Consider the following 24,842-nt stretch of genomic DNA (forward strand, 5'->3'; position numbering starts at 1 on the left):
GTCGGTAGCCAGTGGTCAGTAGTCCCGTAGTCTTAAATAATTCCTCCCATGCCCGAAACCTACTTCATCGTCTCCGAGTCCCAGCATAACGCCCTGATCGAGGCGGCCTACCGCCATCGCGGCTTTGATGCCGACGAGGCCCGCGAGGGCGCCATCGTTTGCGCCGACGCCTCGCGCCACGGCATCCGCACGCACAACGGCATCAAGGCCCTGCACCTCGACCACCTCTTCGGCTCCGGCTCGAAGGGCTGCGTCCCCGGCGCGAAGATCGAGGAGAAGCCCTCGAAGTTCGAGGCCGCCAAGATCTGGAACGCCAACCGCAAGCTCGGCCAATCCACCGCCTACCGCGCCATCAACGAGGCCATCCGCCTCGCCGACAAATACGGCGTGGGTACCGTGTCCGTGGACAACGCCTTCCACTACCTCTGGGGCGGCGGCTACGTGATGGACGCCGCGCGCCGCGGCTACATCGCCTACACCAACTGCACCGCCGCGCTCGCGGAGGTCGTGCCCTTCGGCGGCAAGTTCCCGACGCTCGGCACCAACCCGCACTCGTGGGGCTTCCCGACCACCGAGGCCGTCGGTTACCCGATCGTGATCGACTGGGCCACGTCCGTCGTCGCCATGGGCCGCGTGCAGCAGCTCGCCCGCGAGGGCAAGTCGCTCCCGCCCGACGCCGCCGTGGACGAGAACGGCCAGGTCACCACCGACCCCAAGAAGGCCAAGTTCCTCATCCCCTTCGGCGCCCACAAGGGCTACGGCCTCGCGCTCATCAACGAGATCGTGGGCGGCTTCATCGGCGGCTCGCTGCCCACCATCCGCAACCGCTGGGAAAAGACCGAGGGCGACAAGGGCACCTGCTGCTTCTTCTTCCAGGTCATCCACCCCGACGCGATCAGCGGCGGCGCCTTTGCCAAGGGCCGCAGCCAGCAACAGAACGTGAAGGCCGTCATCCAGGACGTGCTCGGCCACGGCAACGAGAAGTGCATGCTCCCCGGCCAGCTCGAAGCCGGCTGGGCCAAGCACAGCGCCACCGCCGGCGGCCTGCTCTTCACCAAGGCCGAAATCGAGGCCTTCAACGAGCTCGCCACCGAGGCGAAGCTGCCGTTGTGGGACGCATCCGCCTTCAAGACCTACACGGTCTGAACGGCCACCCAGTCAGACACTTCAAGGCCCGGCGCAAGCCGGGCCTTTTTCTTGTAGGGCCAGTCTCCGACTGGCCGGCACGGGGCCAAGCGGCGGGTCGGAGACCGGCCCTACGTTTGCGAGCAACCGCGTTCCGTCATCCTGAGCCGTGCGAAGGACCCGGGCGGTCGGCGAACGACCGTCCTTTTCCTTGGATCCTTCGCACGGCTCAGGATGACGCTGGTGTGGATCTGTTCCGGTTCAGGTCGGTATGCGACGCCGCCCCCCAGCGGAAAGACGCCGCTGTATGGGTCAGCCCCCAACGCGCACTTGCGATAGCCGCGCTGAACGAGTCTCTTCGTGCCCCGCCCATGGCCGACAACATCGACTTCAGCATGAAAGCCCTTCTGACGCCCTGGCGCCGGCTCCTCGCCGAGCGCGAGTTCGTCGTGCTCATGCTGAGCAACCTGGTGCTCGGCATGGCCTACTCGTTCGTCGTGCCGTTCTACTCGATGTTCGGCACGATCGAGGTGGGCATGTCCAACTGGACCTTCGGCGTGTTCATGACCATCACCACGCTGGCCGGCATCGGCATCAGCACGGCGCTGGCGCGCTGGTCGGACACGCGTTTCAGCCGCCGCTCCATCCTGCTCCTCGGCTGCCTCTGCGGGGCCCTCGGCTATGGCTGCTATGCCTACGTGCGCAGCGTGCTCTGGCTGACCGTGATCGGCTCGGTGGCGCTCGGCATCTCGTCGATCAGCTTCGCCCAGCTCTTCGCGGCGGCGCGCGAGGCGATGGGACGCCATGGCATCCCCCAGTCGGAGGCGCCGCTTTACATGAACATTTTCCGCCTGCTCTTCTCGCTGGCGTGGACCATCGGCCCGGCGATCTCGGCGTGGGTGATGATCCACGCCGCCTACGAGGGCATCTTCCTGGTCTGCGCGGGCCTGTTTGCGCTGCTGTTCGTGATCGTGCTGCTTTTCATTCCGCACCGGCCGCCACCCGCCGCCAATGCCGCCACCCGCCTGCCGTTGACGCAGGTGCTGCGCCGCCCGGACCTGCTCTGCTACTTCGCCGCCATGGCGCTGGTCTTTGTCTGCGTCACGATGGGCATGATGGGGCTGCCCCTGATGATCCTGCGCACGCTCGGCGGCAACGAGAGCCACGTGGGCATCGCCTACAGCGTCGCGCCGGTCTTCGAGCTCCCCTTCATGTTCTGGTTCGGTCTGCTCGCCTCGCGCGAACATCCCGGTCGGCTCATCCGGCTCGGCGTGATCATCGCCATCGCCTACTACGTGCTGCTCTTTTTCGTCCGTGAGCCCTGGCACATCTACCCGGTGCAGATCCTCAGCGCCGCGATGATCGCCATCGTGTCAGGCATCGCGATCACCTTCTTCCAGAGCTACATTCCCGACCAACCCGGCACGGCCACCAACCTTTACACCACGGCCAACCGCCTCGGCTCGACCGTCGGCTACCTCGCCTTCGGCACGCTGGCCGAGGTGCTGGGCTATCGGGCCATCTTCCTCGTCTGCGCGGGCCTCTGCGGCGCCGCCTTCCTGCTGCTCTGGCTCGCGCGGGAAAAGCACGAACACCCGGCGGCCTGAGGCGCCGGCTCACGCGAAACTGAGGAGGTGAGGGTGTGAAACCTGAGGATAACGACCTTAAATCAGGTCGAGTCTTCCGCTGCTCTCAGAACAGAGATGGGCAAAGTTGCCGCCATGATTCCCCTCGAAGAAAGAAAAGTGCTCATGCGAAAAAGGACCAAGGCTTTCGCCAGTGCGGTGGTAAGATTTTATATCGGATTGGACAAGCGGCGCGAAGAGTTGAGGGTTCTTGGCAAGCAGGTGTTGCGATCTGGAACATCGGTTGCCGCAAACTACCGGGAAGGCTCCCGCGCGCGAAGCGCGGAGGAGTTCATTGCAAAAATTGAGCAATGCACCCAGGAGGCCGACGAATCCCAGCTCTGGCTCGAGCTGTTGCGCGATGATTGCGGCATCGATTCCCCGGCCCTCACCTACCTCTGGCAGGAATCCGACGAATTGATCGCCATCTTCGTGACCATGGCCAAGCGCGCCAAAGGCGACTAGATTGCCCTCCTCACCCCCTCAGGTTTCACCCCCTCACCCCCTCTCCGCTAGGCTCACGCTTCCGCCAGCGTCGTGGCGCGCTCGATGGCCAAGGTCCGGCATCCCTTCAGGTCGGTCTTGCCCGTGCCGAGCACGGGGATCGCGTCCACCTTCACGATGAGCTTCGGCACCCAGAGATTCGGGAATCCGGCCTCCAGCAGCTTCGCGCGGACATCAGCGAGCACGACCTCCTTCGTCGTGAGGAGCACGAGCGCCTCGCCCTTGGACGCATCGGGGATGCCGGTGACCACGGCGGTCGGGCCGTCGTTCTGGTCCCACTCGAAGGCCGTGATGAGCCGCTGCTCGATCGTCCCGTGCGGCACCATCTCGCCGCCGATCTTGGAGAAACGCGAGAGCCGGCCTTCAATGAACAGGAAGCCGTCCTCGTCGATCCGGCCCAGATCCCCCGTGATGAACCAACGGTCCTTGATGGCCGCCGCCGTCTTCTCCGGATCCTTCAGATAGCCCGGGAAAACGTGCGGGCCCTTGAGCCAGAGCATGCCGGTCGAGTTGAGCGGCAGTTCTTCACCGGTGTCGGGATCGGTGATCTTGGCGGTCGAGCCGGGCAGCAACCGGCCAACGGCGCCGAGCCGCTTGCCCTCCTGGTGCTCGGCCGTCGAGGTCGTGATCGGCGGGTGATACTGGTTGATGCTCGCGGCGGGCGTGGTCTCCGTGAGGCCGTAGCCCTGCAGGATCTCGATGCCGAACTGCGCCAGGAACGCGTCGTAGAGATCCATCGGGAGCTTCTCGGCGCCCGTGACCACGAGGTTGAGGGTCTTGAGTTCCTCCTTCGTCGCCTTCTTGAGGAACGGCCGGATGAAGGTCGGTGCGCCGATCATGACCGTCGCCTGCTCCTCCTTGATCGCATCCACGATTTTCTTGGTGTCGAGCGGGCTCGGCACGGTCACCACGCGGCAACCGCGCATGAGCGGATACCAGAGCGTCACGGTGAAGCCGAACGAATGAAACACCGGCAGACAGCCGAGCATCGTCGCCGTCTCGGGCAGGATGGAGAGCGAGGAAATCTGCGCGCAGTTCGACAGGATGTTGCGATGCGTCAGCACCACGCCCTTCGGCTCGCCGGAACTCCCGCTCGTGAAGAGCAGCGCCGCCTCCTCGTTGTCGCCGGTGCGCGACAAGCCCATGAGGTCGGCCACCCACTGGTTGGGCAGCACATTGGCGGCGAGCAGCCACGGGATGATGGCCTTCTTGCCGCCGGCCGCCTCGACCTCCTTCTTGAAGTCCAGCGTGCGCTCCGGGAAGGGGAAATTCGGCACCTTGGCCCGCATCGCGTCGGCGGAGATGACGGTCTTGATCTCGCCCAACCGCAGCGACGCCTCGACCGCGGCCTTGCCGGCCGTGAAGTTGAGGTTCACCGGGACCTTGCCCGCGCAGGCAATGGCGAGATTGGCGATGGTCGCGCCGGCGCCCGGCGGCAGCACAATGCCCACGCGCTTCTCGGGGACCGTCGCCTTGATGCGGCGGGCGAGAACGGCGGCCACCGCGATCAATTGTCCGGCCTTGATCTCACGGCGGTCCGCCGTGCGGTCCACCACGGCGACATGCCGCGGGTGCTTGGCGAGCGCCCGCACCGCCTCGCGCGCAAGATTGCGTTTCAACACCGGCCGTTCCTGGAAGGCCTGTTCACCGAGGTCCAGCAACGCCCGGCGGGCGGAGTCGAGATTGACCTTCGCGGACGGTATCGGAGCGCCGAACATCACGCAGACGTGCGTCGGCATCAGCCGGGGCGGTTTCCAGAGGTATTTGTTGCCGGCAAAGGAGTAGATCGAACCCCACAGCCCGTCGATCGCCGCGGGCACCACCGGCGCCTTGGCCGACTCGGCAATCAGGCCGAAGCCGCGCTTGAGCTGCATCAGTTGCCCGGTGCGCGAGATCGCGCCCTCGGGGAAGACGCAGACCAGCTCGCCGTTCTGGATCGCCTCGACCGCGAGCCGGATGCCCTTCATCGGCTTGTTGGCCGTGACCGGAATCACCCCCGCCGCCCGAAAGATAAACCGCATGAACGGGCTCTTCACAAAGCCCGCAAACGCGATGAACCGCATCGGCCGCGGCGAAGCGATCTGCAGCACGACCGCGTCCACATAGGAGAGGTGGTTGCAGATCATGAGCGCCCCACCCTGCGGGATGTTTTCCCAGCCGATGGATTTCACCCGGTAGAAGATCGGTCCGATCAACCGCATCACCGTGCAGACCGTGTGGTGCGGGATGTGCCAGACGCCGTAAAGCAGCATCGCGAAGGTCACCGCGGCCAGGAGGAAAAGCTGGGCATGGGGGTTGAGCGCCAAGGCGCCGTCGCCCGCCACCAACGAGTAGACGCCGCTGATCGCCGAACCCGCGAGGCTGTCCAGCAGGGCCACGCCGGCCAGGATGCGCCCGCGCCGATGATCGCCTGACTTCTGCTGGATGAACGCATACAGCGGCACCACGAAAAGCCCGGTGGCAAATCCCGCCGCGACCAGCAGGCCGGTGAAGCCTGAACCGCCAAACGGCGTGAACCCCATCGCAAAGAGCACGCCCAGCAGCAGGGCGCCGCCAATCGGCGCCAGGCCGAGTTCGACGCCGCGCCGCGACAGCAGACCCGCCAGCAGGTTGCCCAGCATCGTGCCGACGCCGACCCACAGCATCATCAGGCTGGAGACGGCCGAGGTTTTCACTCCCCCGCCTTCCAGTTCGTAGGCGATCTGCGGGATAAGCAGCATGAAGTAGCCGCCCACCGCGTAGAAGAAGCAGATGCCCATCGTGGAGCGCCACAGTGGCCGCTCGCGCCACACCTCGACGATGTCCGTGAAGTGCCGGAACCAGAGGCTCCAGCGGAAAGGCTCCGTCGACTGGGACTTCGTGGGCTGGGCCACTTGGAAAAATGCCCACGCCACCACGGCCAATCCGGTCAACAACCACGCCACCTTCAGGCCGGCCGCCCAGATATCCTCCCCCTGTCCCAGCCAATGGGAAAACAGCCAGCCGCCCGCAAAGGTGCCCACCAGGATCGCCGTGATGTTCAGCATCTCCATGTAGCCCACCCAGCGCGACAACTGCCGCTCGCCGACGTATTCGAGCAGGATGCCGCGCTTGGCCGGCGCCAGGACCGCGGTCTCGGCCGAGAGGAGGAAAAAGGCCACCATCGCCAGGCCGTAGGACTTGAAGGAAAGGGCCGCGACCAACAGCAGCATGACTCCCACCTGCGAGATGAGCGTCCAATTGAGCACACTGCGTTTGGGAAACCGGTCGGCCAACCACCCGCAGACCGGCGCAAACAGCACATAGGGCAGCACCAACAGCAGCGCGATGAACGAGATCATCGGCTTCGGATCCTCCCCGGCCGCCCGCGCCAGCTGCTGGGTGAGGCCGATGAGCATGAATTTCGCCGCGCAGTCGTTAAAAGTTTCCTGCGCCTGGGCAAGGAGGAGCGCGGCCAGCGAAGCACGGGGTAGTTTCATGCAGGGGGTAGCGCCCTCACAGTGCCCGCCTACCCTGCTTCGGCAAGTTCTTCCTTTGCTCGCGGGCTGGGGCCGGAATTGGCTGGAAACATTCCGTGCCCGCCCTGTCCTAGACGACATGCTCCGCCCGTTGCTGCTTTCCGCCCTGACCGTCCTCGCCGTGCATGCGGGTGAGCCGTCGGTCCGCGAACAGGTCGGCGAGCTTTTCCAACAGCGCCGGTGGCATGACGCGCGACTCGTGCTCGAGGGCATCACGGCAAGGGAGCCCGCCAACGCCGAGGCCTGGCAGGCCCTCGGCCAGGCCAATCTCGCCCTGCAAAACGCCGACGCCGCCGTCGCCGCCCAGGAGAAGGCCGTCGAGCTTCTGCCCCACGACGCCGTTTACCGGCTCCAGCTTGGCCACGCCTACGGCTTTGCCGCCACCAAGGCCGGGCTCTTCGCTAAGCTGGGTTTCGCGAAAAAATGCAAGGCCGCCTACGACCGCGCCGTCGAACTCGATCCGACCAACCTCAACGCCCGCTGGAGCCTCATGGAATTCTGCCGGCAAGCCCCCGGCATTGTGGGCGGAGGGATCGAGCTCGCCTACGCGCAGGCGGCGGAGATCAAGAAACTCGACGTCCGCCGCGGACGCGCCGCCTACGCCTCCCTCTACTCGCACGAAAAGAAATTCACCGAGGCCATCGCCCTCTACGACGAGGTCCTGCGCGAAACGCCCGGCGATCCCGACGCGCTCTACCACTTCGGCCGCCTCGCCGCCCAAACCGGCCTGCAGCTCGATCGCGGCCTCGCCGCACTGCGCGAGATCGTCGCCCAGCCCGACCGCAAAAACGACGCCCGCGTGCACACCTTCATCGGCGACATCCTCCTGAAAAAGGGCGACAAACCCGGCGCGATCACCGCTTACGAGACCGCCCTCACCGGCGACCCCGGCTATACCCGCGCACTCGAGGCCCTCCGCAAGCTGAAGGAAGGCTGAACCCCGACAGCACTTCCATAAGTGGTGTAGCCGAGCTTGAGCCGCTGGCGAAAGCTCGGCCAGCGGGATACCCCTTTGTCGCTGCGCCCTAATAATCTATCCGAATATCCCCCGCATGAGAGGCAAAACGGTAGCGGGGGGGAGCATCGCTGCAACGAACAGGGCGGAGGTGGATCGGGTCATGGCAGTGGGTGGTTCGCTGGTGTGGTTTGGTGTGTGGCGGGAACACCTCGTTTTAGCACGGCAGGTGCCACGCGGCGGACCCGGGGCCTGCTATGAATTCTTTTCTTAAGCATCCTCCGAACACGTCGGAGGCAGTGACTTAACTCCCCGCGAACCTCCTCCTGGGGCGGTGACCTGGTCTGCCGGCCCGATCCAGTCGGTTTCTACCGACCGACCCTTCCGCGACCACCACCACTCGGTTTATATCTATTTCTAAAGACACTTACGATAGCTGCTGCCTATGACTGTGAGTGGAACTCGGTATTTCCCTTCGCCGGGGCAAACTGGTTTAATCCGTCCTCCTGCCCGCCTCCCCACGCGGGACGAGCTCCTGTCCGAAATCCTCCACTCCCGATCCTCATGGAAAATCATCCTCCCCACGGCAGCACCGGCGGCAAATGCCCCTTCCCCCATCTTCACGGCGGCGCGACCAAGCCCACGACGGCCGGCGGCCGGTCCAATCGCGACTGGTGGCCGAACCAGCTCAATCTGAAGATGCTTCACCAGCAGTCCTCGCTGTCAGACCCGATGGGTGCCGGCTTCGACTACGCCAAGGAGTTCAAGTCGCTCGACCTCGCCGCGGTCAAAAAGGACCTGCACGCGCTCATGACCGACTCCCAGCCCTGGTGGCCCGCCGACTTCGGGCACTACGGTGGGTTCTTCATCCGCATGGCCTGGCACAGCGCCGGCACCTACCGCACGGCCGACGGCCGGGGGGGCGCGGGCGCGGGGCAGCAGCGCTTCGCCCCGCTCAACTCCTGGCCCGACAACGCCAACCTCGACAAGGCGCGCCGCCTCCTCTGGCCGATCAAACGCAAATACGGCAAAAAGATTTCCTGGGCCGACCTCATGATCCTCGCCGGCAACGTCGCGCTCGAGTCCATGGGCTTCAAAACCTTCGGCTTCGGCGGCGGTCGCGCCGACGTGTGGGAACCCGAGGAGGACGTCTATTGGGGCTCCGAGGGCAAGTGGCTCGATGACAAACGCTACACCGGCGACCGCGAACTGGAGAACCCGCTCGCCGCCGTGCAGATGGGCCTGATCTACGTCAACCCGGAGGGCCCCAACGGCAACCCCGACCCGGTGCTCGCCGCCAAGGACATTCGCGAGACCTTCGCGCGCATGGCCATGAACGACGAGGAAACCGTCGCGCTCATCGCCGGCGGCCACACTTTCGGCAAGACCCACGGCGCCGCTTCCGCCGACCACGTCGGCAAGGAGCCCGAGGCCGCTGGCATCGCCGAGATGGGCCTGGGCTGGACCAGTTCCTACAAGAGCGGCAAGGGCGCGGATACCATCACCTCCGGACTCGAGGTCACCTGGACCGCCACGCCGACGAAGTGGAGCAACAACTTCTTCGAAAACCTGTTCGCCTACGACTGGGAGCTCGTGAAGAGCCCCGCCGGCGCGCACCAGTGGGTCGCCAAGAACGCGCCGGAGATCATCCCGGACGCCTACGACCCGACGAAGAAACACCGCCCGTCGATGCTCACGACCGATCTCTCGCTGCGCTTCGACCCGGCCTATGAGAAGATCTCCCGCCGCTTCCTCGCCCACCCCGAGCAGTTTGCCGACGCCTTTGCCCGCGCCTGGTTCAAGCTCACGCACCGCGACATGGGCCCGAAGTGCCTCTACCTCGGCGCCGAGGTGCCCGCCGAGGACCTAATCTGGCAGGACCCGATTCCCGCTGCAAAGCACAAGCTGATCGACGCCGCTGACATCAGCGCGCTCAAGGCGAAGATACTCGCCACCGGCCTGTCCGTCTCCGAACTCGTCTCCACCGCCTGGGCCTCGGCTTCGACCTTCCGCGGCTCCGACAAGCGCGGCGGCGCCAACGGCGCGCGCATCCGCCTCGCCCCGCAGAAGGACTGGGACGCGAACCAGCCGGCCAAGCTCGCCAAGGTGCTCACCGCGCTCGAAGGCGTGCAGCAGGCCTTCAACGCCTCCGCCACCGGCGGCAAGCAGGTCTCCCTCGCCGACCTCATCGTCCTCGGGGGTGCCGCCGCCATTGAGCAGGCCGCCGCCAAGGCCGGCCACAAGATCGAGGTGCCCTTCGCCCCCGGTCGCACGGATGCCACGCCGGAGCAGACCGATGTCGCGTCTTTCGCCGTGCTGGAGCCCGTCGCCGACGGCTTCCGCAACTACCAGAAGACCCGCTACACGATGCCAGCCGAGCAGCTCCTCGTGGACAAGGCCCAGCTCCTGGGCCTGACCGCGCCGGAGATGACGGTGCTCGTCGGCGGCCTCCGCGTGCTCGGCGCCAACCATGGCAAGTCGCCCAACGGCGTGTTCACCAGCCGGTCCGAGACGCTGACGAACGACTTCTTCGTCAACCTGCTCGACATGGCGCACGTCGTGAAGCCCACCGGCCCGAGCGAGGAGCTCTTCGAAATCCGCGACCGCGCCACCGGCGACATCAAGTGGACCGCGACCCGCGTGGACCTCGTGTTCGGCTCGAACTCGCAGCTCCGCGCGCTGGCCGAGGTCTATGCCGAGAGCGGCAACGAAGGGAAATTCGTCTGCGACTTCGTGACCGCCTGGAACAAGGTCATGAATGCCGACCGCTTCGACCGGCGCTGAGCCGGGCGCAAAAATTGCCATGCAACAACCGGCGGGGCCTGCGGGCCCCGCTTTTTTTGCGGCCGGCCTCAGGGCAACGCCTGCGACTGGAAAAACTTCACGATCAAACCGGGTGCCACGTCAGAGGGATAGGCATGGCCGCCGGAGTGCAGATACACCGCTACTTCGTGACCGGTGGACGAAGGATAGGACGTGTAGCCCAACGTATCCGGCCGGAGCGTTCCGCAGCCATTGAGTCGCAGGACAAAGCGTAGCATGCGCTCCTGCCAGGCGAACTTCACCAATTTATCCTCCCGGCTCGCCAGGTGTAGCAGGGGCTTGGGGTTGAATTTCTGAAACCCGCGGGACAACAGCGCTGCAGAGGGCGCCAACGCGGCCAATCGCTCGCCCCGCTCCGCCCATAGCAGGTAGGTGAAGCCCCCGCCGTTCGAGTGCCCGGTGGCATACACGCGGCGCCGGTCAATCCGGTGCTGCGTGGCCAATTCCGCAAACATCGCATCGAAGAAGGCCAGGTCCCGGTCCGCCTGATCCCCCGCGTGCGCCTGCCAGCCGGCGCGGCGGCCAGCCTTGTCCGTGAGTTGTCCCGGCGTAGGCAACCCCTGCGGATAAACCACGACCGCCTCGGGCCACTTTTCATGCAGCGGCATGCTCCGGGCGGCCTGCCGCATCGAGCCACCATGGCCGTGAAAAACAAACACCAGCGGCGCGCCCTCCGGTGGCATCGCGGTCGGCAAGTGCACCAGTGCCTCGCGGGCGGTCCCCGCCACAGTCCACGTCATGCGTGGCAGCGACTCCGCGGCCGCAGGCACGACCGCAAGCAAAGCGACCAGCACCAGTTGGACAAAACGCATGGGGTTGATGACGCCGGACATAACCCATGGTTTCAAGTCCCTCGAACAGGAGAATCAGGCCAGGCGGAATTGCCGCCGGCAGAGTGGCACATGCCTTGCTCGTGCGTCGCCATGTTCCCCACATCCCGCCGTGATTTCCTATGCCGATTGGCCCTGTTGGTCGGGCTGTTTTGGCCCCTTCTGATCCGGGCCGCCGAACCGTCCAAGCCGCTGATCGCCGTGCTCAACGCCTACCCGCCCGAGATGGACGCGATGGTGAAGGAGTTTGGCCTGCTCGACGGCGGGTTCCGCGAGCAGCAGGTGAAGGGCTTCCGCTACTTCCACGGCCAGGTCGAGGGCAAGGATGTGGTCGTGTTCGAGACCGGCATGAGCCTCGTCAACGCCGCCATGGCGCTGCAACTCGCGCTCGAGCGCCTGCCGATCACGCACGTGCTTTTCGCCGGCGTGGCCGGTGGCACGGATCCCGACCTGCACGTGGGTGATGTCGTCATCCCTGAGCAATGGGCCTATCACAGCGAAGCGGCCTATTTTAATCCGACCCCCGACGGCTCAGGCTGGATCAAGGCCGATTATTTCAAGCAGCAGTATCCGAACTTCGGCATGATCTTCCCCGACGCCGTCCATGCCACGCGCAGCGACCGGCCCAGATTCGAGAAGACGCCATTCTTCCCCGCCGATCCAGCCCTGCTGGCCACCGCCCGCCGGGCGGTGGCCAAACTGGGCCCGTTCACCAGCGCCAAGACCGGGCGCAAAGTCACGGTGAGCTTCGGAGGCGTGGGCGTGACCGGCACCGTGTTCCTCGACAATCGCGACTACCGGAAATTTGTGCGCGAGACCTGGGGGGCGCGCTGCGCCGACATGGAGACGACGGCCTACGCGCACGTGTGCTACACGAACCAGGTTCCGTTCCTCGCGGTGCGCGCGCTCAGTGACCTCGCGGGCGGCCAGGATCACGGCGAGAAAAACCCCATCGACGCCCACGAGTCCGTTTCCTCCGCCCACGCGGTCAAGGTGCTGCGCGCCATCCTCCGTGAGATGTAAGGGCCGATCCTTCGCAGGCCATCCCGCGGCGTCACCCAGTCCGGCGACGCCGCGGCGATTAGCCCGATTGCTGACCTTCCGACCTCATCGCCCCACGCCCTTTCATCGGCCGGACCTGGCGGAGCGGAACTTGCCAGTGCCGGCGAGGCTGCTAGTGTGACCAGAGAGTCCATGTGACCGTGTCCAGCCAGCCGCCATCACCCGGACAGCAAGCCGGGCGCCATTTCCGCCGCCGCTACTTCGTGGCACTCAGCCTGATTGCCGCGCTGGCCATCGCCGGACAGGTGCTCGTGCAGCTCACGCTGAACCGCCAAAGCGGCGACAGCCATGTGGTCAACATGGCGGGTTATCAGCGGATGCTCAGCCAGCGCCTGACACTGAAGATCCTGCTCTTCGATCCCACCCAGGCCGACGCCTCCGCCCAGCTCGACGCCATAGAAGCCATGCGCGACCGCTGGGTGGGCACCCACCGGAAACTCGTGATCGGTCTGCCCGACATCGCCTATGGCGCCACCGCCCACAGCACCCTGGCGGCCCTGTTGGACGAAGCCGGCCACCCGCTGGGCCGCATCGCCGCGCTCGCCGCCGACCTGTCACCGCAGTCAACGCTCTCCGCCGCCAATCGCACCGCTTTGCTGGCCGACCAGGAATTGTTTCTCCCGCTGATGGACTCCGTCGTCCTGGGTCTGGAGAAAAGCGCGAGCGCGCGCGTGGCCTTTTTGCAACGAGTGGAAATGGCGCTCCTGCTCATCACCCTGGTCGTGCTGGCGCTGGAGGCCCTCCTCATCTTCCAACCGGCGGTGCGACGCCTGCAGACTTCGATCGACCAGCTCGAACACCGCAACCGCCAGGCCGCCGGCAGCCTGGCGAGCCTACGCCACCTGACCGGCGGCATCGCGCACCATTTCAACAACCTGCTCACCGGCATCATGGGACACGCCGAATTGGAACGCCTCGACGCCCTGCGGGACGGCCGCAGCACCGAGTATGCGGACGCCCAGCTCGAGTGCGGCAAGCGCGCCGCGGCGATCGTCACGCAGCTCACACGCTATTCCGGCGAGGCGCGCTATCGTTGCGAGCCGGTCACGCTCGGACCGTGGCTCCGCTCTTTCATCCCGGCTGGCGCTCCCGACAATCCCGACGTGCGCATCACGCTCGATATCGCCGACGATGCCACCGTCGCGATCGACCGCTCCGCGCTCGAACCCGCCGTGCACGGTCTGCTGGCCAACGCCATCGAAGCGATGAACGGCAGCGCCGGCCTGATCCAAGTGCGCCTGACCCAGGCCGTCTTGCTCGAGCCCAGGACCATGTCCGGCCCCTACCGCGCCGAGCTGCCGCCCGGGCTGTATGCCTGCCTGTGCATCAGCGACAACGGCGAGGGGATCGCCGCGAGCGAGTTCGACCGGATATTCGACCCTTTCTACTCGCAACGCGGCCTCGGGCGCGGACTCGGCCTCGCCTCCGTGCTGGGCATCGTGCACGGCCATGGCGGCGGCATTTGCGTGGAGTCGGCCCCGAATCGCGGCTCGGAGGTTTCCGTTTATCTGCCCCTTTCCGGGCGGACCGCTGGCAAGCTGCCTCCTGCAGCAGCAAAAAAATCCCCGAGCAACGGCGCTGCGCGGGAGTGAAGCCGCGCAGTCCTCGGAGCCGGCGGAGTGCGACGCGTTAAACCGACCGGCTGCGGGCGAGCAGACCGTTGAACTGAAGCTCGCCGCCGGAGACGAGCTGGATGCGCGACACCGAGCAGATCTGGCTGACCGGGACCAATACAACCGGCGAGTGGTAACGGTGACCCGGGTTCTCCGGACTTGTGGCGTCCGGGCCTATGCCGCCGCCGTGGCCGCGCTTACCGGTGCCGCCGTGCCGGGTCGCACCTATGAGCGCGCCGGCGACCCCGCCTAGACATTGAAGGAGCTGGCAGCCGGGCTCTCGCGCCAGGCCGGCCGGGCGATCCCCTCCGTGAACCTGCCCGACGTGGACTACGCAGGCACCCTGCCCAAAGCCGGTCTGCCGCCCCCGTTGGTTACCGGACTCGCCAGCTGGGATGTCGGTGCCGCGCAAGGTGCGTTGTTCGACGACCGGCGGGAACTCAGCCAGGTCTTCGGCCGGCCAACCCCATCGCTGGCCGCGGCCATCCGCGCCGCGTTGGGCTCCTGAGTGGCACCCACGGCGGCACCCTCGACCAATTCCCGCAGAGTCAGGACCGCCTTGCCGAGATGATCGGCCTCATCGCGCAAGGTGCCCGAGGATTCGGCGGCGCCCTGTGCGGTGACCGCGTTTTGCCTGGTCAACCGGTCGAGCTCCGTCGCCGAGGCGCGAAGCGCCTCCAAACCGGCGCGCTGTTCCCCGCTGTCCGTCTCCATCCGGGCAGCAAGTTCGTCGAGTCGCTGGTTGCAGGAGACGATGTGCTGGAGCCGCTCCGCGGCGCGGTTGGCCGACGCCACGCCTTCCCGGGTTGTGTCCGTGGCGGTTTGGATGCGATCAGCCGTTTCACGGGCCGCCTCGGCGCTGCGCCGGGCCAGCGAGCGCACTTCCTCGGCCACGACCGAGAAGCCGACCCCGGCTTCACCCGCCCGGGCTGCTTCCACGGCGGCATTCAATGCCAGCAAATTGGTCTGGAAGGCGATCTCGTCAATGGTGCCGAGAATGCGGGCAACCTCTGCGCTGCGCTCCTCCATCAGGCGCATGGTGGCGGTGAGTGCCTGCATTTCGCCCGAACCGGCACCGGCGGCCTGGCGCGCCTCACCCGTAAGCTGTCGCAGTGCTCCGGCGTTGTCGGTGTTGCGGCGAGTGAGGCCGCCGAGCTGTTCAATGGCCGCGCCGGTGCTCGTGATCGCTCCGGCGGCCCGGGTGGCATTGTCCGCCAGTTCGCGGCTGTCGTTCGACAACGCACCGGCGGAGACCAGCACCTGGGAGGACGAGGCCTGCAGCGTTCGCCCGACATTGCGCAGCACCCGACCCAGGGTTGACCACACCCACCAGATGCACAGGCATGACACGAGGGTGCCGGCCGCGCCCACGGCCAGCACGACGACATAGCCGCGCCTGACCTCCGGGGTCATGACGCGCAAAACCTCGGCTCCGGTCGTGACGGCAGACAGGGTGCCGAGTTGTCGGTCGAGGTGGTAGAGCCAAGCCAGCGCCGCCCCGGCCAGCAGGGCGGCTGCCGCCATGACCAGGGCGAACCCGGCAAGAATTTTGTGATGGGATGAGAGTGACATGCACGTGCAGCGGCACCGACCGGAGCGGCGGCCCCGGCCTGGCGCCGTTGTTCCCCCAGCATCGGCCCGCCGGCCGCCAGCTTTACCCAACCGGGCCAACCCGCCAATATATGCGCAGAGATTCCCCACCCCTGCCGTCCCGGACAAACCATGCGCAGCGAGAGGAATCGTGATTTGACCCAAGAGGGAGGCAGGCAACTGTAACGAAGAATGGACTTCCCGCGCCCCACCCTGTCCCTCCTCCTCCTTGCCACGACCCTCGCGGTCACCGCCAGCGCGGCCATCAAGAGTGCGCCCGGCGACTGGGCCATGGTGGATGAAATCGTCGCCACCATCGAACTGCCGCGAATCCCGGCGAAGGATTTCGTGATCACGGATTATGGCGCCAAGCCCGGTGCCGACGTCCGGCCGGCCATCGACGCGGCCATCACCGCCGCGTCCCAGGCCGGCGGCGGCCGCGTGATCGTGCCGGCGGGCCACTGGCTCAGCCACGGCCCCGTTCACCTGAAGAGCCGCATCAATTTCCACGTCGCCGAGGGCGCCACGCTCCTCTTCAGCCCCGACCCGAAAGATTATCTGCCCGTCGTGCTCACCCGCTGGGAGGGCACCGAGCTCTACAGCTATTCGCCGCTGATCTACGCCTTCGAGGTCGAGGATGTCGCCATAAGTGGCAAGGGCACGATCGACGGCAACGGCGCGAGCGAGTTCCATGGCTGGAACAAGCGCGAGCTGCAGGGCGACGACATGGACCGCCTGCGTCGCATGGGCTCGGACGGCACGCCGGTCGCCCAGCGCGTCTTCGGCGAAGGCACGCACCTGCGCCCGCCGCTCATCCAGTTCTTCCGCGCCCAGCGCGTCCTGCTGGAGGATTACACCCTGCTGCACGCGCCGTTCTGGGTGAATCATCTCGTTTACACGGACCACGCCACCGTGCGCCGCATCCGCGTGGACAGCCACCACGCCAACAACGACGGCATCGACGTCGATTCCAGCCGCTTCGTGCTGGTCGAGCACTGCCACTTCCGCACCGGCGACGACTCCGTCGTCGTGAAGTCCGGCCGCGACCTCGACGGCCGCACCCTCGGCCGGCCCAGCGAATACGTCGTCGTCCGCCACAACGACATGGGCGGCGAGGACGGCATCGCCCTCGGCAGCGAAATGTCGGGCGACGTGCGCCACGTGTTTTTCTCCGACAACATCCTGCGCAAGGGCGTCTCGGCGATCCGCTTCAAGGCCAACCTCGACCGCGGCGGCACCGTCGAGCACATCCGGGTGCGCAACTTCACGGTCGAGTCCTTCGAGAACCTCTTCTGGTTCCAGCTCGACTACCCCGGCCAGCTGGGCGGCAACTTCCCGTCCACCTACCGCGACATCGTGTTCGAGAACTTCACGGTCGAGCGCGCCGGCACGGTCTTTGACGGCGACGCCCCGGCCGCCGCGCCGTTGACCGAGGTCGTCTTGCGGAACATCGCCATCCAGCAGGCGGACAAAACCTTCGTGCTGAAAAACGTCGAAGGGCTCGTGCTGGATAATGTGACCATCGGCGCCCAGACGATCAACGGCCGGCTGCAATCCCGGCCCGCCGCGAAGTGAGTTGCCGGGCGGCCTCAGTTGCGCGCGCATGAAGTCCCGCACCAAGCGCGTCGTCGGCGCCGTGGTTGTATTTCTGGCCGGGGCTGCGCTCTGGATGATGCGCGTGCCGTCCGGGCCGGTGCAGCCGACCGGCAGAGTGCCCGCCGCGACCGGCTGGCGCCTGCAGCCGGTGGTCGCAGGCCTCGAGCATCCCTGGTCGCTGGCCTGGCTGCCCACCGGCGAGATGCTCGTCACCGAACGGGCGGGTCGCCTGCGCGTCGTGTCCCATGGCGTGCTCCTGCCGGCCCCGGTGACCGGCCTGCCCGCGACGCTCGGGATCGGCCACGGCGGCCTGATGGACATCGTGCCGCATCCGCGCTTCGCCGAAAACCGGTGGATCTACTTCACCTACGGCCTCGGCACGCTTGAAGCCAATGGCACGAGGCTCGCCCGCGGGCGCCTGTCGGCCGACCTCGCTTCATTGAGTGAGGTCGAGGTGTTGCACACCGTCTCGCCCTTGAAGCCGGGTCCGCAGCACTTCGGCTCGCGCCTGCTGTGGCTGCCCGACAGCACGCTGCTGCTCGCCCTGGGCGACGGCGGCAATCCGCCGATCCGGCTCAACGGCGAGCTCATGCGCGAACAGGCGCAACGGCCCGGCAGCCAGCTCGGAAAAATCCTGCGCTTGAGCGACGACGGCACCGCCCCCGCCGACAACCCTTTCTCCGGCCGGCCGGGCTTCGATCCGTTCATCTGGACGCTCGGACACCGCAACATCCAGGGAATCGCACGCGATGCGGCCAGCGGCCGAATCTGGGCCAACGAACACGGCTCGCGCGGCGGCGACGAGCTCAACCTGCTGACGCCCGGCGCCAACTACGGCTGGCCGCGCGCCACCTACAGCATCGAATACACCTTCGGCACCATCAGTCGCGCCAACACCTTGACCGGCATGACGGACCCGGTGGTCGTGTGGACACCGGCCCAGGCGCCGAGCGGCCTGCAGTTCTACAACGGCAGCGCGTTCCCGGCGTGGCGCGGCGACCTGTTTTCGGGCGCGTTGAAGCGCAAAGAAGTGCGTCGGATCGATCTCGATGGTGAAGGGCGTGTGCTAGGCCAGGAAAGCCTGCCCATCGGGGCCCGCGTGCGGGACGTGCGCCAAGGCCCGGACGGGCATCTCTACGTGCTCACCGATGAGAAAAACGGCCGGTTGCTGCGCATCGAGCCGGCCAACTGACCTGCGTTATCGGGGATCCGGATAACCCTGCGTTGCGTGGGCAGCTTGCTGGCACGCGCTGCCCATGGCCTCGGAGTGCGATCAAGGTCGCTGGCCCACCCGCGAAGATATTCGAAGCACTATGCAAACCCACCCGCGCGAGCCGGGTTGCTGCCCACCTGCTTCCGGCCCAGTGCCTCCGCTTCCTGGCAAGTCCCCGTGATGCTGGCTTCCAACCGCTCCGCGAGTTGGGGACTGTGGAGGTCGGGCTCATTCCGGATATCCACCTCCAGGGGCTCGCCGAAAATCACCACCACCCGCGTGAACGGCTTGGGCAAACGCGCCTTGTTCCAGGACTTCTCGAAAATGATCCGGCTTTGACTGGCCACCCCCACCGGGATGATCGCCGCTCCGGTCAGCTTGCTCAGCTCAAAGACACCGGGTTTGGCCTTGAAAATCGGCCCGCGCGGGCCGTCCACCGCCATCGAGGTGCAATGCCCGGCCTTCATGAGCCGGATCAGCGCCCGCAGCCCGCTCGCGCCACCGCTGCTGGAGGAACCCTTGGTGGTAACGCCGCCGAGATGGCGGATGACGAAGTCGATCAGCTGCCCGTCCCGGCTGTTCGAGGTCATCGTCGCCACGCGGTAGGTGCCGACGTAGCGAACCACGGCCAGTTCATCGCGATGCCAGTGCGCAAGCACGCAGGGTCGGCCGTTGTCCAGCATCTCCTGAAACGCCTTGGAATGGATTACGGTGGTGCGCCAGGTCGCAACCCAGGTGCGGTAGAACCACAGGACCAACCAGGGTAGAATATGTTGGCGAAACATGCAGGGTGGGCGGCGAAGCGAAACGCGAGCCGGAGATACGAGCGCGTCCCCCGGGCGTCAACCGCTTCCTTGGCGCCCGACCCGACCCGCGCGAAGGCGTTGGAGCAGGAACCACAGCCAGTTGAGCAGCAGCACAGGAAAGAGACACACGCTCAGCAGCGAGAGAAGCAGAATGACAAAATAGGCGCCATCGGCCGAGGTCGGCTCCCGCAATCCGCCCATGATCTCGAACACCGCGCGCTCCAGGTTGAGCGCGGCGAGCAGGCAGATGATTGCGGTCATCGGCAGCAGGCAGCAGACGGTCGTGCGCCACCAGCCAAAGCGATAAACCAGCCGGGTGTAACGGAACAGCAGGGCCAGCCGCCACGCGGCGACCACGGCCAGAAACAGCACGTTCAGCGCGATCGCCGCGTCCAGGCTCATGAAGCGCTCGACCGGAATCGCATACAGCCACGCCGGGAAGGAGGTCAGTCCGACGAAGCTGACGAGTTTCCAATAATTGGCCGCCCGGCCGGCGACCGGCCGGAAGACGCACCACAACAGCGCCGACAGCACAAAGATATAGGCCAACGACCCAAACCCCAGCTTTTGCGCCAGCTCCGCCTTGGGATTGTCCCAATAGCGGCCGATCCCCGCCACCCAGGTCCCGACGAGGCCCACATAGAAATGTCCGCGGTTCAGTCCATCGAGTCGCACCGCCGACAACCGCAAGGCCAGCAGAGCCAGCGTATCCCGACCCAAAACGCGCACCGGGCTGCCTCCACTCATGGCAAACTTGGCTAAGCGGAATACGACGGATTGTCCTGCTTCGTGGCGTGGTGCAGGGCGAGCACCAGCGCCTTGAGTCTTGCCGGATCCTTGACGCCCGGCGACAGCTCCACCCCGCTGTTGACGTCGAGAAACTTCGCGCCGGTGGCCGAGACCGCGGCGGCGACGTTGTCGGGTTTCAGGCCGCCGGAGAGAATCCAGGTCTTCCCGGGGTGCGTGTCGCGATGGCGTTTGAATTTCGCCCAGTCGCCGGTTTCGCCCGTGCCGCCGAATTTGTCGGCGTGAAAGGTGTCGAGGAGGAAGGTGTCCGCCAGCGGCAGCCAGTCGGGCTTCACGTCCTGTTCAGGCGGCAGCTTGGGCGCGAGCCAGAGCCGGTTTCGCCCCGTGAGATGCGACCAGCCGGCCATGATCGGGAACGGGGTCTCTGTGCCAAAATGAATCTGGTAGTGATCGAACCCCAGGCCCACCAGCGCGGCCAACTCCGGGGCGGAGGGCTCGACGCACACCGCCACCTTCTTGCGCGGCGGCAGCCGGTCCTTCATCGCGGCAAACTGCGTGAGCGTGATCCCGCGCGGCGATTTGGGATAGAAAATGAACCCGAGCGCATCGGCGCCGATGGCATCAGCCGCCTCGGCATCCACCAAGGAGGTTAGCCCGCACACCTTGAGTCTGACGCCGTTGATCATGGCGCTGAATAAAACACAAAGCAGCCAGGGAGCAAAGTCGTCTTTGCGGTTTCGCTCCTTCGTGTTCTCAGAACGAGTTCACCGTCTTGATCACATGCTCGACCTGTTCGTCGGTCAGCTCGGGAAAGATCGGCAGGCTGACGCAGGTCGCGCTGGTTTTCTCCGCCAGGGGCAGGCTGCCAGCGGCGTAGCCGAGCGAGGCGTAGCACTCCTGCCGGTGCATCGGGCCCGGGTAAATGATCTCCGTGCCGACCCCGTTCTTTTCGAGATGGACGCGCAGGGCGTCGCGCTGCGGATGCAGCAGCGTGAACTGATGCCAGACGCTTTCGCCGTAGGCCGGAACGACGGGCAGCTGGATGTCCTTGTGCTTGATGCCGGCGCGGTACTTGGCGGCGATGGCCCGGCGGCGCTCGGTCCAGCGGGCGAGGTGCCTGAGCTTGATGTTGAGGACCGCGCCTTGGAAGCCGTCCATGCGGAAGTTAAAACCGACCTCGGCGTGCGCGTAACGCTTGGGCGAACCATGGACGCGCAGGAGCTGCGCCTTGTCCATGACGGCCGGATGTTTCGAGACAAAGGCCCCGCCTTCGCCGCAGGCGCCCAGGTTTTTGGTCGGATAGAAGCTGAACGTGCCGCAATCGCCGATCACACCCACCGGCACGCCCTTGTAGCGGGCACCAACGGCCTGCGCGCAGTCCTCGACGACGAACAGATTGTGCTGCTTCGCCACGGCCATGATCTCGTCCATGCGCGCGGGCTGACCGAAGATATGGACGACCACGATGCCCTTGGTGCGTGGCGTGATCGCTTTGGCGATGGCCTCGGGGCTGATGCACCAGGTGTCGGGATCGATGTCCACGAACACCGGCTTGGCGCCGACGTAGCTGATGCCCCAGCAGCTGGAGGCGAAAGTGAAAGGCGTGGTGATCACCTCGTCCCCCGGCCCGAAGCCGCCACAGAGCGAGGCAACGTGCAGCGGCGACGTGCCGCTGTTCATGCCGAGCGTGCGCGGGTAACCGAGGGTGGTGCTGAAGGATTTCTCGAAATCCTCCACGTCTTTGCCGAGACAGAAGCGGGTGTTGTCGAAGGTGTCGGCCAGAGCGGCGAGCACCTCGGCGCGCAGCGGCGCGTGCTGGAGCTTAAGATCGAGAAAAGGGACTTTCATGCAGAAGTACCCACGGAACACACGGAATACCCAGAACTCAATCCGACATTATGCCGTGTGTTCGGTGTGTGCCGCGGGCCAGAATCAGATTTTCTTGAGCAGCGCGGCCACGAGAGCATCCAAACTGGGCTCCGCGGCCTCGAAGTCCACGGGCAGGCCGAGCTGCTTCATCGCTGCGGTCGTCGTCGGTCCGATGCTGCCGGCAAGCGGTTTGCGGGCCTTGGGCGCAAGCTTAAGCGCGGCGGCCTGATCGAAAAACGACTGCGCGGCCGACGGGCTGGCAAAGAGAATCGCGTCGGCGCCCTTGGCCCGGAAGTCACCGGCCACGGGATCCGCGTTGAGCGACGTTTCCTCGGTTTTGTAAACCTGCAGCTGGTCCACGATCGTGCGCGCCTCATGCAGCAACTCGACCAAGGCCTCCCGGTTCCGGCTGCCGGTGACCACCAGCACCTTCGCGCTGTCCATGGACTCGCGCTTGATGAGCTCCTTCGCGAGCTCCTCGCCGCTGGCCTTCTTCGGCTGCAGGTCCACGCGGAGATGCAAATCCCGCAACGCCGCGGCCGTGGCCTCGCCGACCGCGGCGAGGCGCACGAGCCCGAGCGCACGGATGTCCTCATGCACGCGGATGAACTCATCGAAGAAAAACTTCACGCCGTTGGCGCTGGTGAATATCACCCACTCGTAGCTGCCCATCTCCTGCAGCACCTCGGCGAGCGTATTGAGATTCACCTCCTTGCTGACCTTGATGAGCGGCAGGTCGATGACCTCCGCGCCGTGGGCTTCGAGGCGGGTGCGCCATTCACCGGCCGAACCGGCAGGACGGGTGACCGCGATGCGGCGACCGGAAAGAGATTTTTTATCAGCCATGAAAACCAAGCTCCTGGAGGATGCGGCCGGCGGTGGCCGACGGTGCGGCGAAATCGGCGTCGCGCAACGGCAGCGTGCGAATGCCGGTCTTTTCGTGGAAAAAGTGCAGCGTGTCGCGGGTGGCGTGCGCAGCGAAAGCGATCTGGCAACCCGCCCCAAGGCTCGCCTGAAAGGCCCGCTCCAGCACGACGGCGCGCGCCGTGGGTGCATCAACGACCGCGGCAAGTTTTCCTTCGTCCCCGGCCCGGCATTGGAGGGCAATGGCCCCCTGCCCCACGGCCGGGACGCTTTCGGCAAAGGACAGCGGACGCAACACCACGCCGGGCCAGCCCGTGATGCCGAGCCGCTTCATGCCCGCCGCGGCCAGGATCGTCGCGTCGGCGTCACCGGCGGCGATTTTCTTGAGCCGGGTGTCCACGTTGCCCCGGATTTCCGTGAAGGTGGCCTGCGGGAAAAGCTTGGCGATCTGCTGCTGCCGGCGCGGGCTGCTCGTGCCGATGGTGGCGGGCACGGACACACCCTCGCGGAGCACCAGCACATCATGCGTGACCTCGCGGGGCAGGAAGCCCGCCACGACCAGCCCCGGCGGATTATCGCCGGGCAGGTCTTTGCAACTGTGCACCGCCACATCGGCCTCGCCGCGCAGGAGCGCCTGCTCCAATTCGGCCGTGAATAGACCCTTGCCGCCCTGCTTCGCGAGCGACCACTCCACCCGCTGGTCACCGGTGGTGACCACCTTGAGCAGTTCGCACTCCGCGCCCGGGATGGCGGCCTTGATGCGGGCCGCGACCATCTCGGTCTGCGTCAGGGCAAGCGGGCTTTTACGGGTGGCGAGGATGAATTTCATGCGGTCAAAAACTGGTGGACGCTGAGGGACTCGAACCCCCGACACCCTCGGTGTAAGCGAGGTGCTCTAACCAACTGAGCTAAGCGTCCGAAAGCGCGACGAAACGAAAACGCCCCGGCAGCGGCAAGGGTTATTACGCCGTGGCCAGTTCGCGCGGCCTGAGCGCGATGCCCTCGCGGATCATCGCTTCGGCGATCTGGATCGAGTTGAGTGCGGCCCCCTTCCAGAGGTTGTCGCCGCTCACCCAGAAGGTCAGGCCGTTTTCGAAGGCGGTGTCGCGGCGGATGCGGCCCACGCCGCACTTCACCTGCCGGCTGAAATCGAGCGGTGTCGGGTAGACCTTGTTGGCGGGATCGTCGAGCAACTGGGCGCCGGGGAAGGCCGCCAGCACTTCCCGGGCGGCCGCGACGTCCACGGGCTGTTCGAACTCGGCATTCACCGTCACGGAGTGCGCACGCACGACCGGCACCCGCACGCAGGTGGCCGAAACCTGCAGCGCGGGCAGGCCCATGATCTTGCGGCTCTCCTCGCGCATCTTGGTCTCCTCGCCGGTGTAGCCGTCGGCGCCAAACGAGTCGATGTGCGGGATCAGGTTCTGGAAAATCTGGTAGGGATAGACCTTCTTTTCGATGGCTGCACCCTTCACGTAGGCCTGCGTCTGCGCCTCGAGTTCGTCAATGGCGTCGGCGCCGGTGCCGGAGACGGACTGGTAGGTGGAAAAGAACACGCGCTTCACGCCAAACTTCCGGTGCAGCGGGTAAAGCCCCATCAGCGCGATGGCGGTCGAGCAATTCGGGCTGGCGATGATGCCCGCATGGTTGCGGGTGGCCGCAAGGTTGATCTCGGGAATGACGAGCGGGACCTTCGGGTCCATGCGGAAGGCCGAGCTCTTGTCGAGCACGAGGCAACCGCGCTTGGCGGCCTCGGGGGCCAGCGCCTTGGCGATCGCACCCTCGGCGGCGAACAGCGCGATATCCAGACCGTCAAAGGCCTCGGGCTTCGCCTCCTGCACGGTGAGTTTCTTGCCGCCCACTTCCAGCTGGCGGCCCGCGGAACGCGCCGAGGCCAGCAGCCTCAGCTCCGCGAGCGGAAACGAGCGCGACAGCAGCAAACCGATCAGCTCTTGACCGACTGCGCCCGTCGCACCGACGATACCGACTCTGTAGGAGGATGAATTACTCACGTGAATGATGTGTTGGAACGGACCAAAGAAAAGTGTGCCGCGCTCGGACTCAAGCCGACATCGCGGCTTATCACCGTATCCATTGCGCAACAGTTGCTTGGATTTTACCGG

19 protein-coding genes and 1 tRNA gene are annotated in these 24,842 nt (G+C 66.0%); 9 read left to right on the top strand and 11 right to left on the bottom strand.

Features of this window, described 5'->3' with window-relative positions; translation table 11 throughout:
- Positions 1 to 48: 48 nt before the first annotated feature.
- The 3 genes from ESB00_RS10480 (at position 49) to ESB00_RS10490 (ending at position 3,215) form a co-directional block, all read left to right on the top strand.
- The gene (locus tag ESB00_RS10480) at positions 49 to 1,146 is read left to right on the top strand and encodes an Ldh family oxidoreductase (RefSeq protein ID WP_129047641.1); all 1,098 of its coding nucleotides are present in this window, start codon (positions 49 to 51) and stop codon (positions 1,144 to 1,146) included.
- A 350-nt stretch (positions 1,147 to 1,496) separates the two neighbouring features.
- Positions 1,497 to 2,732, top strand: a complete 1,236-nt coding sequence (locus ESB00_RS10485) for a sugar efflux transporter (protein ID WP_129047642.1) — start codon at positions 1,497 to 1,499, stop codon at positions 2,730 to 2,732.
- Positions 2,733 to 2,846: 114 nt separating this feature from the next.
- Positions 2,847 to 3,215: a four helix bundle protein gene (locus tag ESB00_RS10490; RefSeq protein ID WP_218938727.1), complete on the top strand. Its 369-nt coding sequence runs from the start codon at positions 2,847 to 2,849 to the stop codon at positions 3,213 to 3,215.
- 53 nt (positions 3,216 to 3,268) lie between these two features.
- On the opposite strand, the gene ESB00_RS10495 is transcribed toward ESB00_RS10490, so the two are convergent.
- Positions 3,269 to 6,712 (bottom strand): MFS transporter, encoded by a 3,444-nt coding sequence (locus tag ESB00_RS10495; protein ID WP_164976136.1) that lies wholly within the window; start codon positions 6,710 to 6,712, stop codon positions 3,269 to 3,271.
- A 118-nt stretch (positions 6,713 to 6,830) separates the two neighbouring features.
- On the opposite strand from ESB00_RS10495, the gene ESB00_RS10500 reads away from it, so the two are divergent.
- Both ESB00_RS10500 and katG read left to right on the top strand, forming a co-directional pair.
- Complete coding sequence (locus tag ESB00_RS10500; RefSeq protein WP_164976137.1) at positions 6,831 to 7,688, top strand: tetratricopeptide repeat protein; 858 nt, start codon at positions 6,831 to 6,833, stop codon at positions 7,686 to 7,688.
- A 582-nt stretch (positions 7,689 to 8,270) separates the two neighbouring features.
- A complete protein-coding gene (gene katG / locus ESB00_RS10505; protein ID WP_129047645.1) occupies positions 8,271 to 10,490 on the top strand; it encodes a catalase/peroxidase HPI in 2,220 nt (739 codons plus the stop codon).
- A 68-nt stretch (positions 10,491 to 10,558) separates the two neighbouring features.
- Here katG and ESB00_RS10510 read toward each other — a convergent pair whose 3' ends face one another.
- The gene (locus ESB00_RS10510; protein WP_129047646.1) at positions 10,559 to 11,341 is read right to left on the bottom strand and encodes a CE1 family esterase; all 783 of its coding nucleotides are present in this window, start codon (positions 11,339 to 11,341) and stop codon (positions 10,559 to 10,561) included.
- A gap of 111 nt (positions 11,342 to 11,452) precedes the next feature.
- On the opposite strand from ESB00_RS10510, the gene ESB00_RS10515 reads away from it, so the two are divergent.
- Both ESB00_RS10515 and ESB00_RS10520 read left to right on the top strand, forming a co-directional pair.
- Positions 11,453 to 12,382: a 5'-methylthioadenosine/S-adenosylhomocysteine nucleosidase gene (locus tag ESB00_RS10515; RefSeq protein ID WP_129047647.1), complete on the top strand. Its 930-nt coding sequence runs from the start codon at positions 11,453 to 11,455 to the stop codon at positions 12,380 to 12,382.
- A gap of 179 nt (positions 12,383 to 12,561) precedes the next feature.
- A complete protein-coding gene (locus ESB00_RS10520) occupies positions 12,562 to 14,013 on the top strand; it encodes an ATP-binding protein (protein ID WP_218938728.1) in 1,452 nt (483 codons plus the stop codon).
- Between the two features lie 351 nt (positions 14,014 to 14,364).
- Here ESB00_RS10520 and ESB00_RS10525 read toward each other — a convergent pair whose 3' ends face one another.
- Positions 14,365 to 15,606: a methyl-accepting chemotaxis protein gene (locus ESB00_RS10525; protein WP_129047649.1), complete on the bottom strand. Its 1,242-nt coding sequence runs from the start codon at positions 15,604 to 15,606 to the stop codon at positions 14,365 to 14,367.
- A 210-nt stretch (positions 15,607 to 15,816) separates the two neighbouring features.
- On the opposite strand from ESB00_RS10525, the gene ESB00_RS10530 reads away from it, so the two are divergent.
- On the top strand, positions 15,817 to 17,199 hold the full coding sequence (locus tag ESB00_RS10530; protein WP_129047650.1) for a glycoside hydrolase family 28 protein: 1,383 nt from the start codon (positions 15,817 to 15,819) through the stop codon (positions 17,197 to 17,199).
- A 28-nt stretch (positions 17,200 to 17,227) separates the two neighbouring features.
- Positions 17,228 to 18,412, top strand: coding sequence for a PQQ-dependent sugar dehydrogenase (locus tag ESB00_RS10535; protein WP_129047651.1), 1,185 nt, complete (start codon positions 17,228 to 17,230; stop codon positions 18,410 to 18,412).
- Positions 18,413 to 18,531: 119 nt separating this feature from the next.
- On the opposite strand, the gene ESB00_RS10540 is transcribed toward ESB00_RS10535, so the two are convergent.
- The 8 genes from ESB00_RS10540 to ESB00_RS10575 form a co-directional block, all read right to left on the bottom strand.
- Entirely contained in the window at positions 18,532 to 19,218 is a 687-nt protein-coding gene (locus ESB00_RS10540; protein ID WP_129047652.1) for a lysophospholipid acyltransferase family protein, read from the bottom strand.
- A gap of 57 nt (positions 19,219 to 19,275) precedes the next feature.
- Positions 19,276 to 19,986, bottom strand: coding sequence for a hypothetical protein (locus ESB00_RS10545; RefSeq protein WP_129047653.1), 711 nt, complete (start codon positions 19,984 to 19,986; stop codon positions 19,276 to 19,278).
- An 11-nt stretch (positions 19,987 to 19,997) separates the two neighbouring features.
- Positions 19,998 to 20,672: a phosphoribosylanthranilate isomerase gene (locus ESB00_RS10550; RefSeq protein ID WP_129047654.1), complete on the bottom strand. Its 675-nt coding sequence runs from the start codon at positions 20,670 to 20,672 to the stop codon at positions 19,998 to 20,000.
- Positions 20,673 to 20,739: 67 nt separating this feature from the next.
- The gene (locus ESB00_RS10555; RefSeq protein WP_129047655.1) at positions 20,740 to 21,834 is read right to left on the bottom strand and encodes a DegT/DnrJ/EryC1/StrS family aminotransferase; all 1,095 of its coding nucleotides are present in this window, start codon (positions 21,832 to 21,834) and stop codon (positions 20,740 to 20,742) included.
- Positions 21,835 to 21,918: 84 nt separating this feature from the next.
- Positions 21,919 to 22,701, bottom strand: coding sequence for a uroporphyrinogen-III synthase (locus ESB00_RS10560; protein WP_129047656.1), 783 nt, complete (start codon positions 22,699 to 22,701; stop codon positions 21,919 to 21,921).
- On the bottom strand, positions 22,694 to 23,548 hold the full coding sequence (gene hemC / locus ESB00_RS10565; protein WP_129047657.1) for a hydroxymethylbilane synthase: 855 nt from the start codon (positions 23,546 to 23,548) through the stop codon (positions 22,694 to 22,696). Before hemC ends, ESB00_RS10560 begins: the two co-directional genes overlap by 8 nt.
- A gap of 12 nt (positions 23,549 to 23,560) precedes the next feature.
- Positions 23,561 to 23,637, bottom strand: a tRNA-Val gene (locus ESB00_RS10570).
- A 44-nt stretch (positions 23,638 to 23,681) separates the two neighbouring features.
- Entirely contained in the window at positions 23,682 to 24,731 is a 1,050-nt protein-coding gene (locus tag ESB00_RS10575) for an aspartate-semialdehyde dehydrogenase (protein ID WP_129047658.1), read from the bottom strand.
- Positions 24,732 to 24,842 lie beyond the last annotated feature (111 nt).

Origin of the sequence: Oleiharenicola lentus, from assembly GCF_004118375.1 — a bacterium.
GTDB classification, from domain to species: domain Bacteria; phylum Verrucomicrobiota; class Verrucomicrobiia; order Opitutales; family Opitutaceae; genus Lacunisphaera; species Lacunisphaera lenta.

Coding starts and splice junctions, on each gene's coding strand:
- ESB00_RS10500 (WP_164976137.1), top strand. CDS start 6,831: ATGCTCCGCCCGTTGCTGCTTTCCGCCCTGACCGTCCTCGCCGTGCAT.
- ESB00_RS10510 (WP_129047646.1), bottom strand. CDS start 11,341: ATGCGTTTTGTCCAACTGGTGCTGGTCGCTTTGCTTGCGGTCGTGCCT.
- ESB00_RS10495 (WP_164976136.1), bottom strand. CDS start 6,712: ATGAAACTACCCCGTGCTTCGCTGGCCGCGCTCCTCCTTGCCCAGGCG.
- ESB00_RS10540 (WP_129047652.1), bottom strand. CDS start 19,218: ATGTTTCGCCAACATATTCTACCCTGGTTGGTCCTGTGGTTCTACCGC.
- ESB00_RS10535 (WP_129047651.1), top strand. CDS start 17,228: ATGAAGTCCCGCACCAAGCGCGTCGTCGGCGCCGTGGTTGTATTTCTG.
- ESB00_RS10560 (WP_129047656.1), bottom strand. CDS start 22,701: ATGGCTGATAAAAAATCTCTTTCCGGTCGCCGCATCGCGGTCACCCGT.
- ESB00_RS10530 (WP_129047650.1), top strand. CDS start 15,817: ATGGACTTCCCGCGCCCCACCCTGTCCCTCCTCCTCCTTGCCACGACC.
- hemC (WP_129047657.1), bottom strand. CDS start 23,548: ATGAAATTCATCCTCGCCACCCGTAAAAGCCCGCTTGCCCTGACGCAG.
- ESB00_RS10485 (WP_129047642.1), top strand. CDS start 1,497: ATGGCCGACAACATCGACTTCAGCATGAAAGCCCTTCTGACGCCCTGG.
- ESB00_RS10480 (WP_129047641.1), top strand. CDS start 49: ATGCCCGAAACCTACTTCATCGTCTCCGAGTCCCAGCATAACGCCCTG.
- ESB00_RS10555 (WP_129047655.1), bottom strand. CDS start 21,834: ATGAAAGTCCCTTTTCTCGATCTTAAGCTCCAGCACGCGCCGCTGCGC.
- ESB00_RS10525 (WP_129047649.1), bottom strand. CDS start 15,606: ATGTCACTCTCATCCCATCACAAAATTCTTGCCGGGTTCGCCCTGGTC.
- katG (WP_129047645.1), top strand. CDS start 8,271: ATGGAAAATCATCCTCCCCACGGCAGCACCGGCGGCAAATGCCCCTTC.
- ESB00_RS10515 (WP_129047647.1), top strand. CDS start 11,453: ATGTTCCCCACATCCCGCCGTGATTTCCTATGCCGATTGGCCCTGTTG.
- ESB00_RS10545 (WP_129047653.1), bottom strand. CDS start 19,986: ATGAGTGGAGGCAGCCCGGTGCGCGTTTTGGGTCGGGATACGCTGGCT.
- ESB00_RS10550 (WP_129047654.1), bottom strand. CDS start 20,672: ATGATCAACGGCGTCAGACTCAAGGTGTGCGGGCTAACCTCCTTGGTG.
- ESB00_RS10490 (WP_218938727.1), top strand. CDS start 2,847: ATGATTCCCCTCGAAGAAAGAAAAGTGCTCATGCGAAAAAGGACCAAG.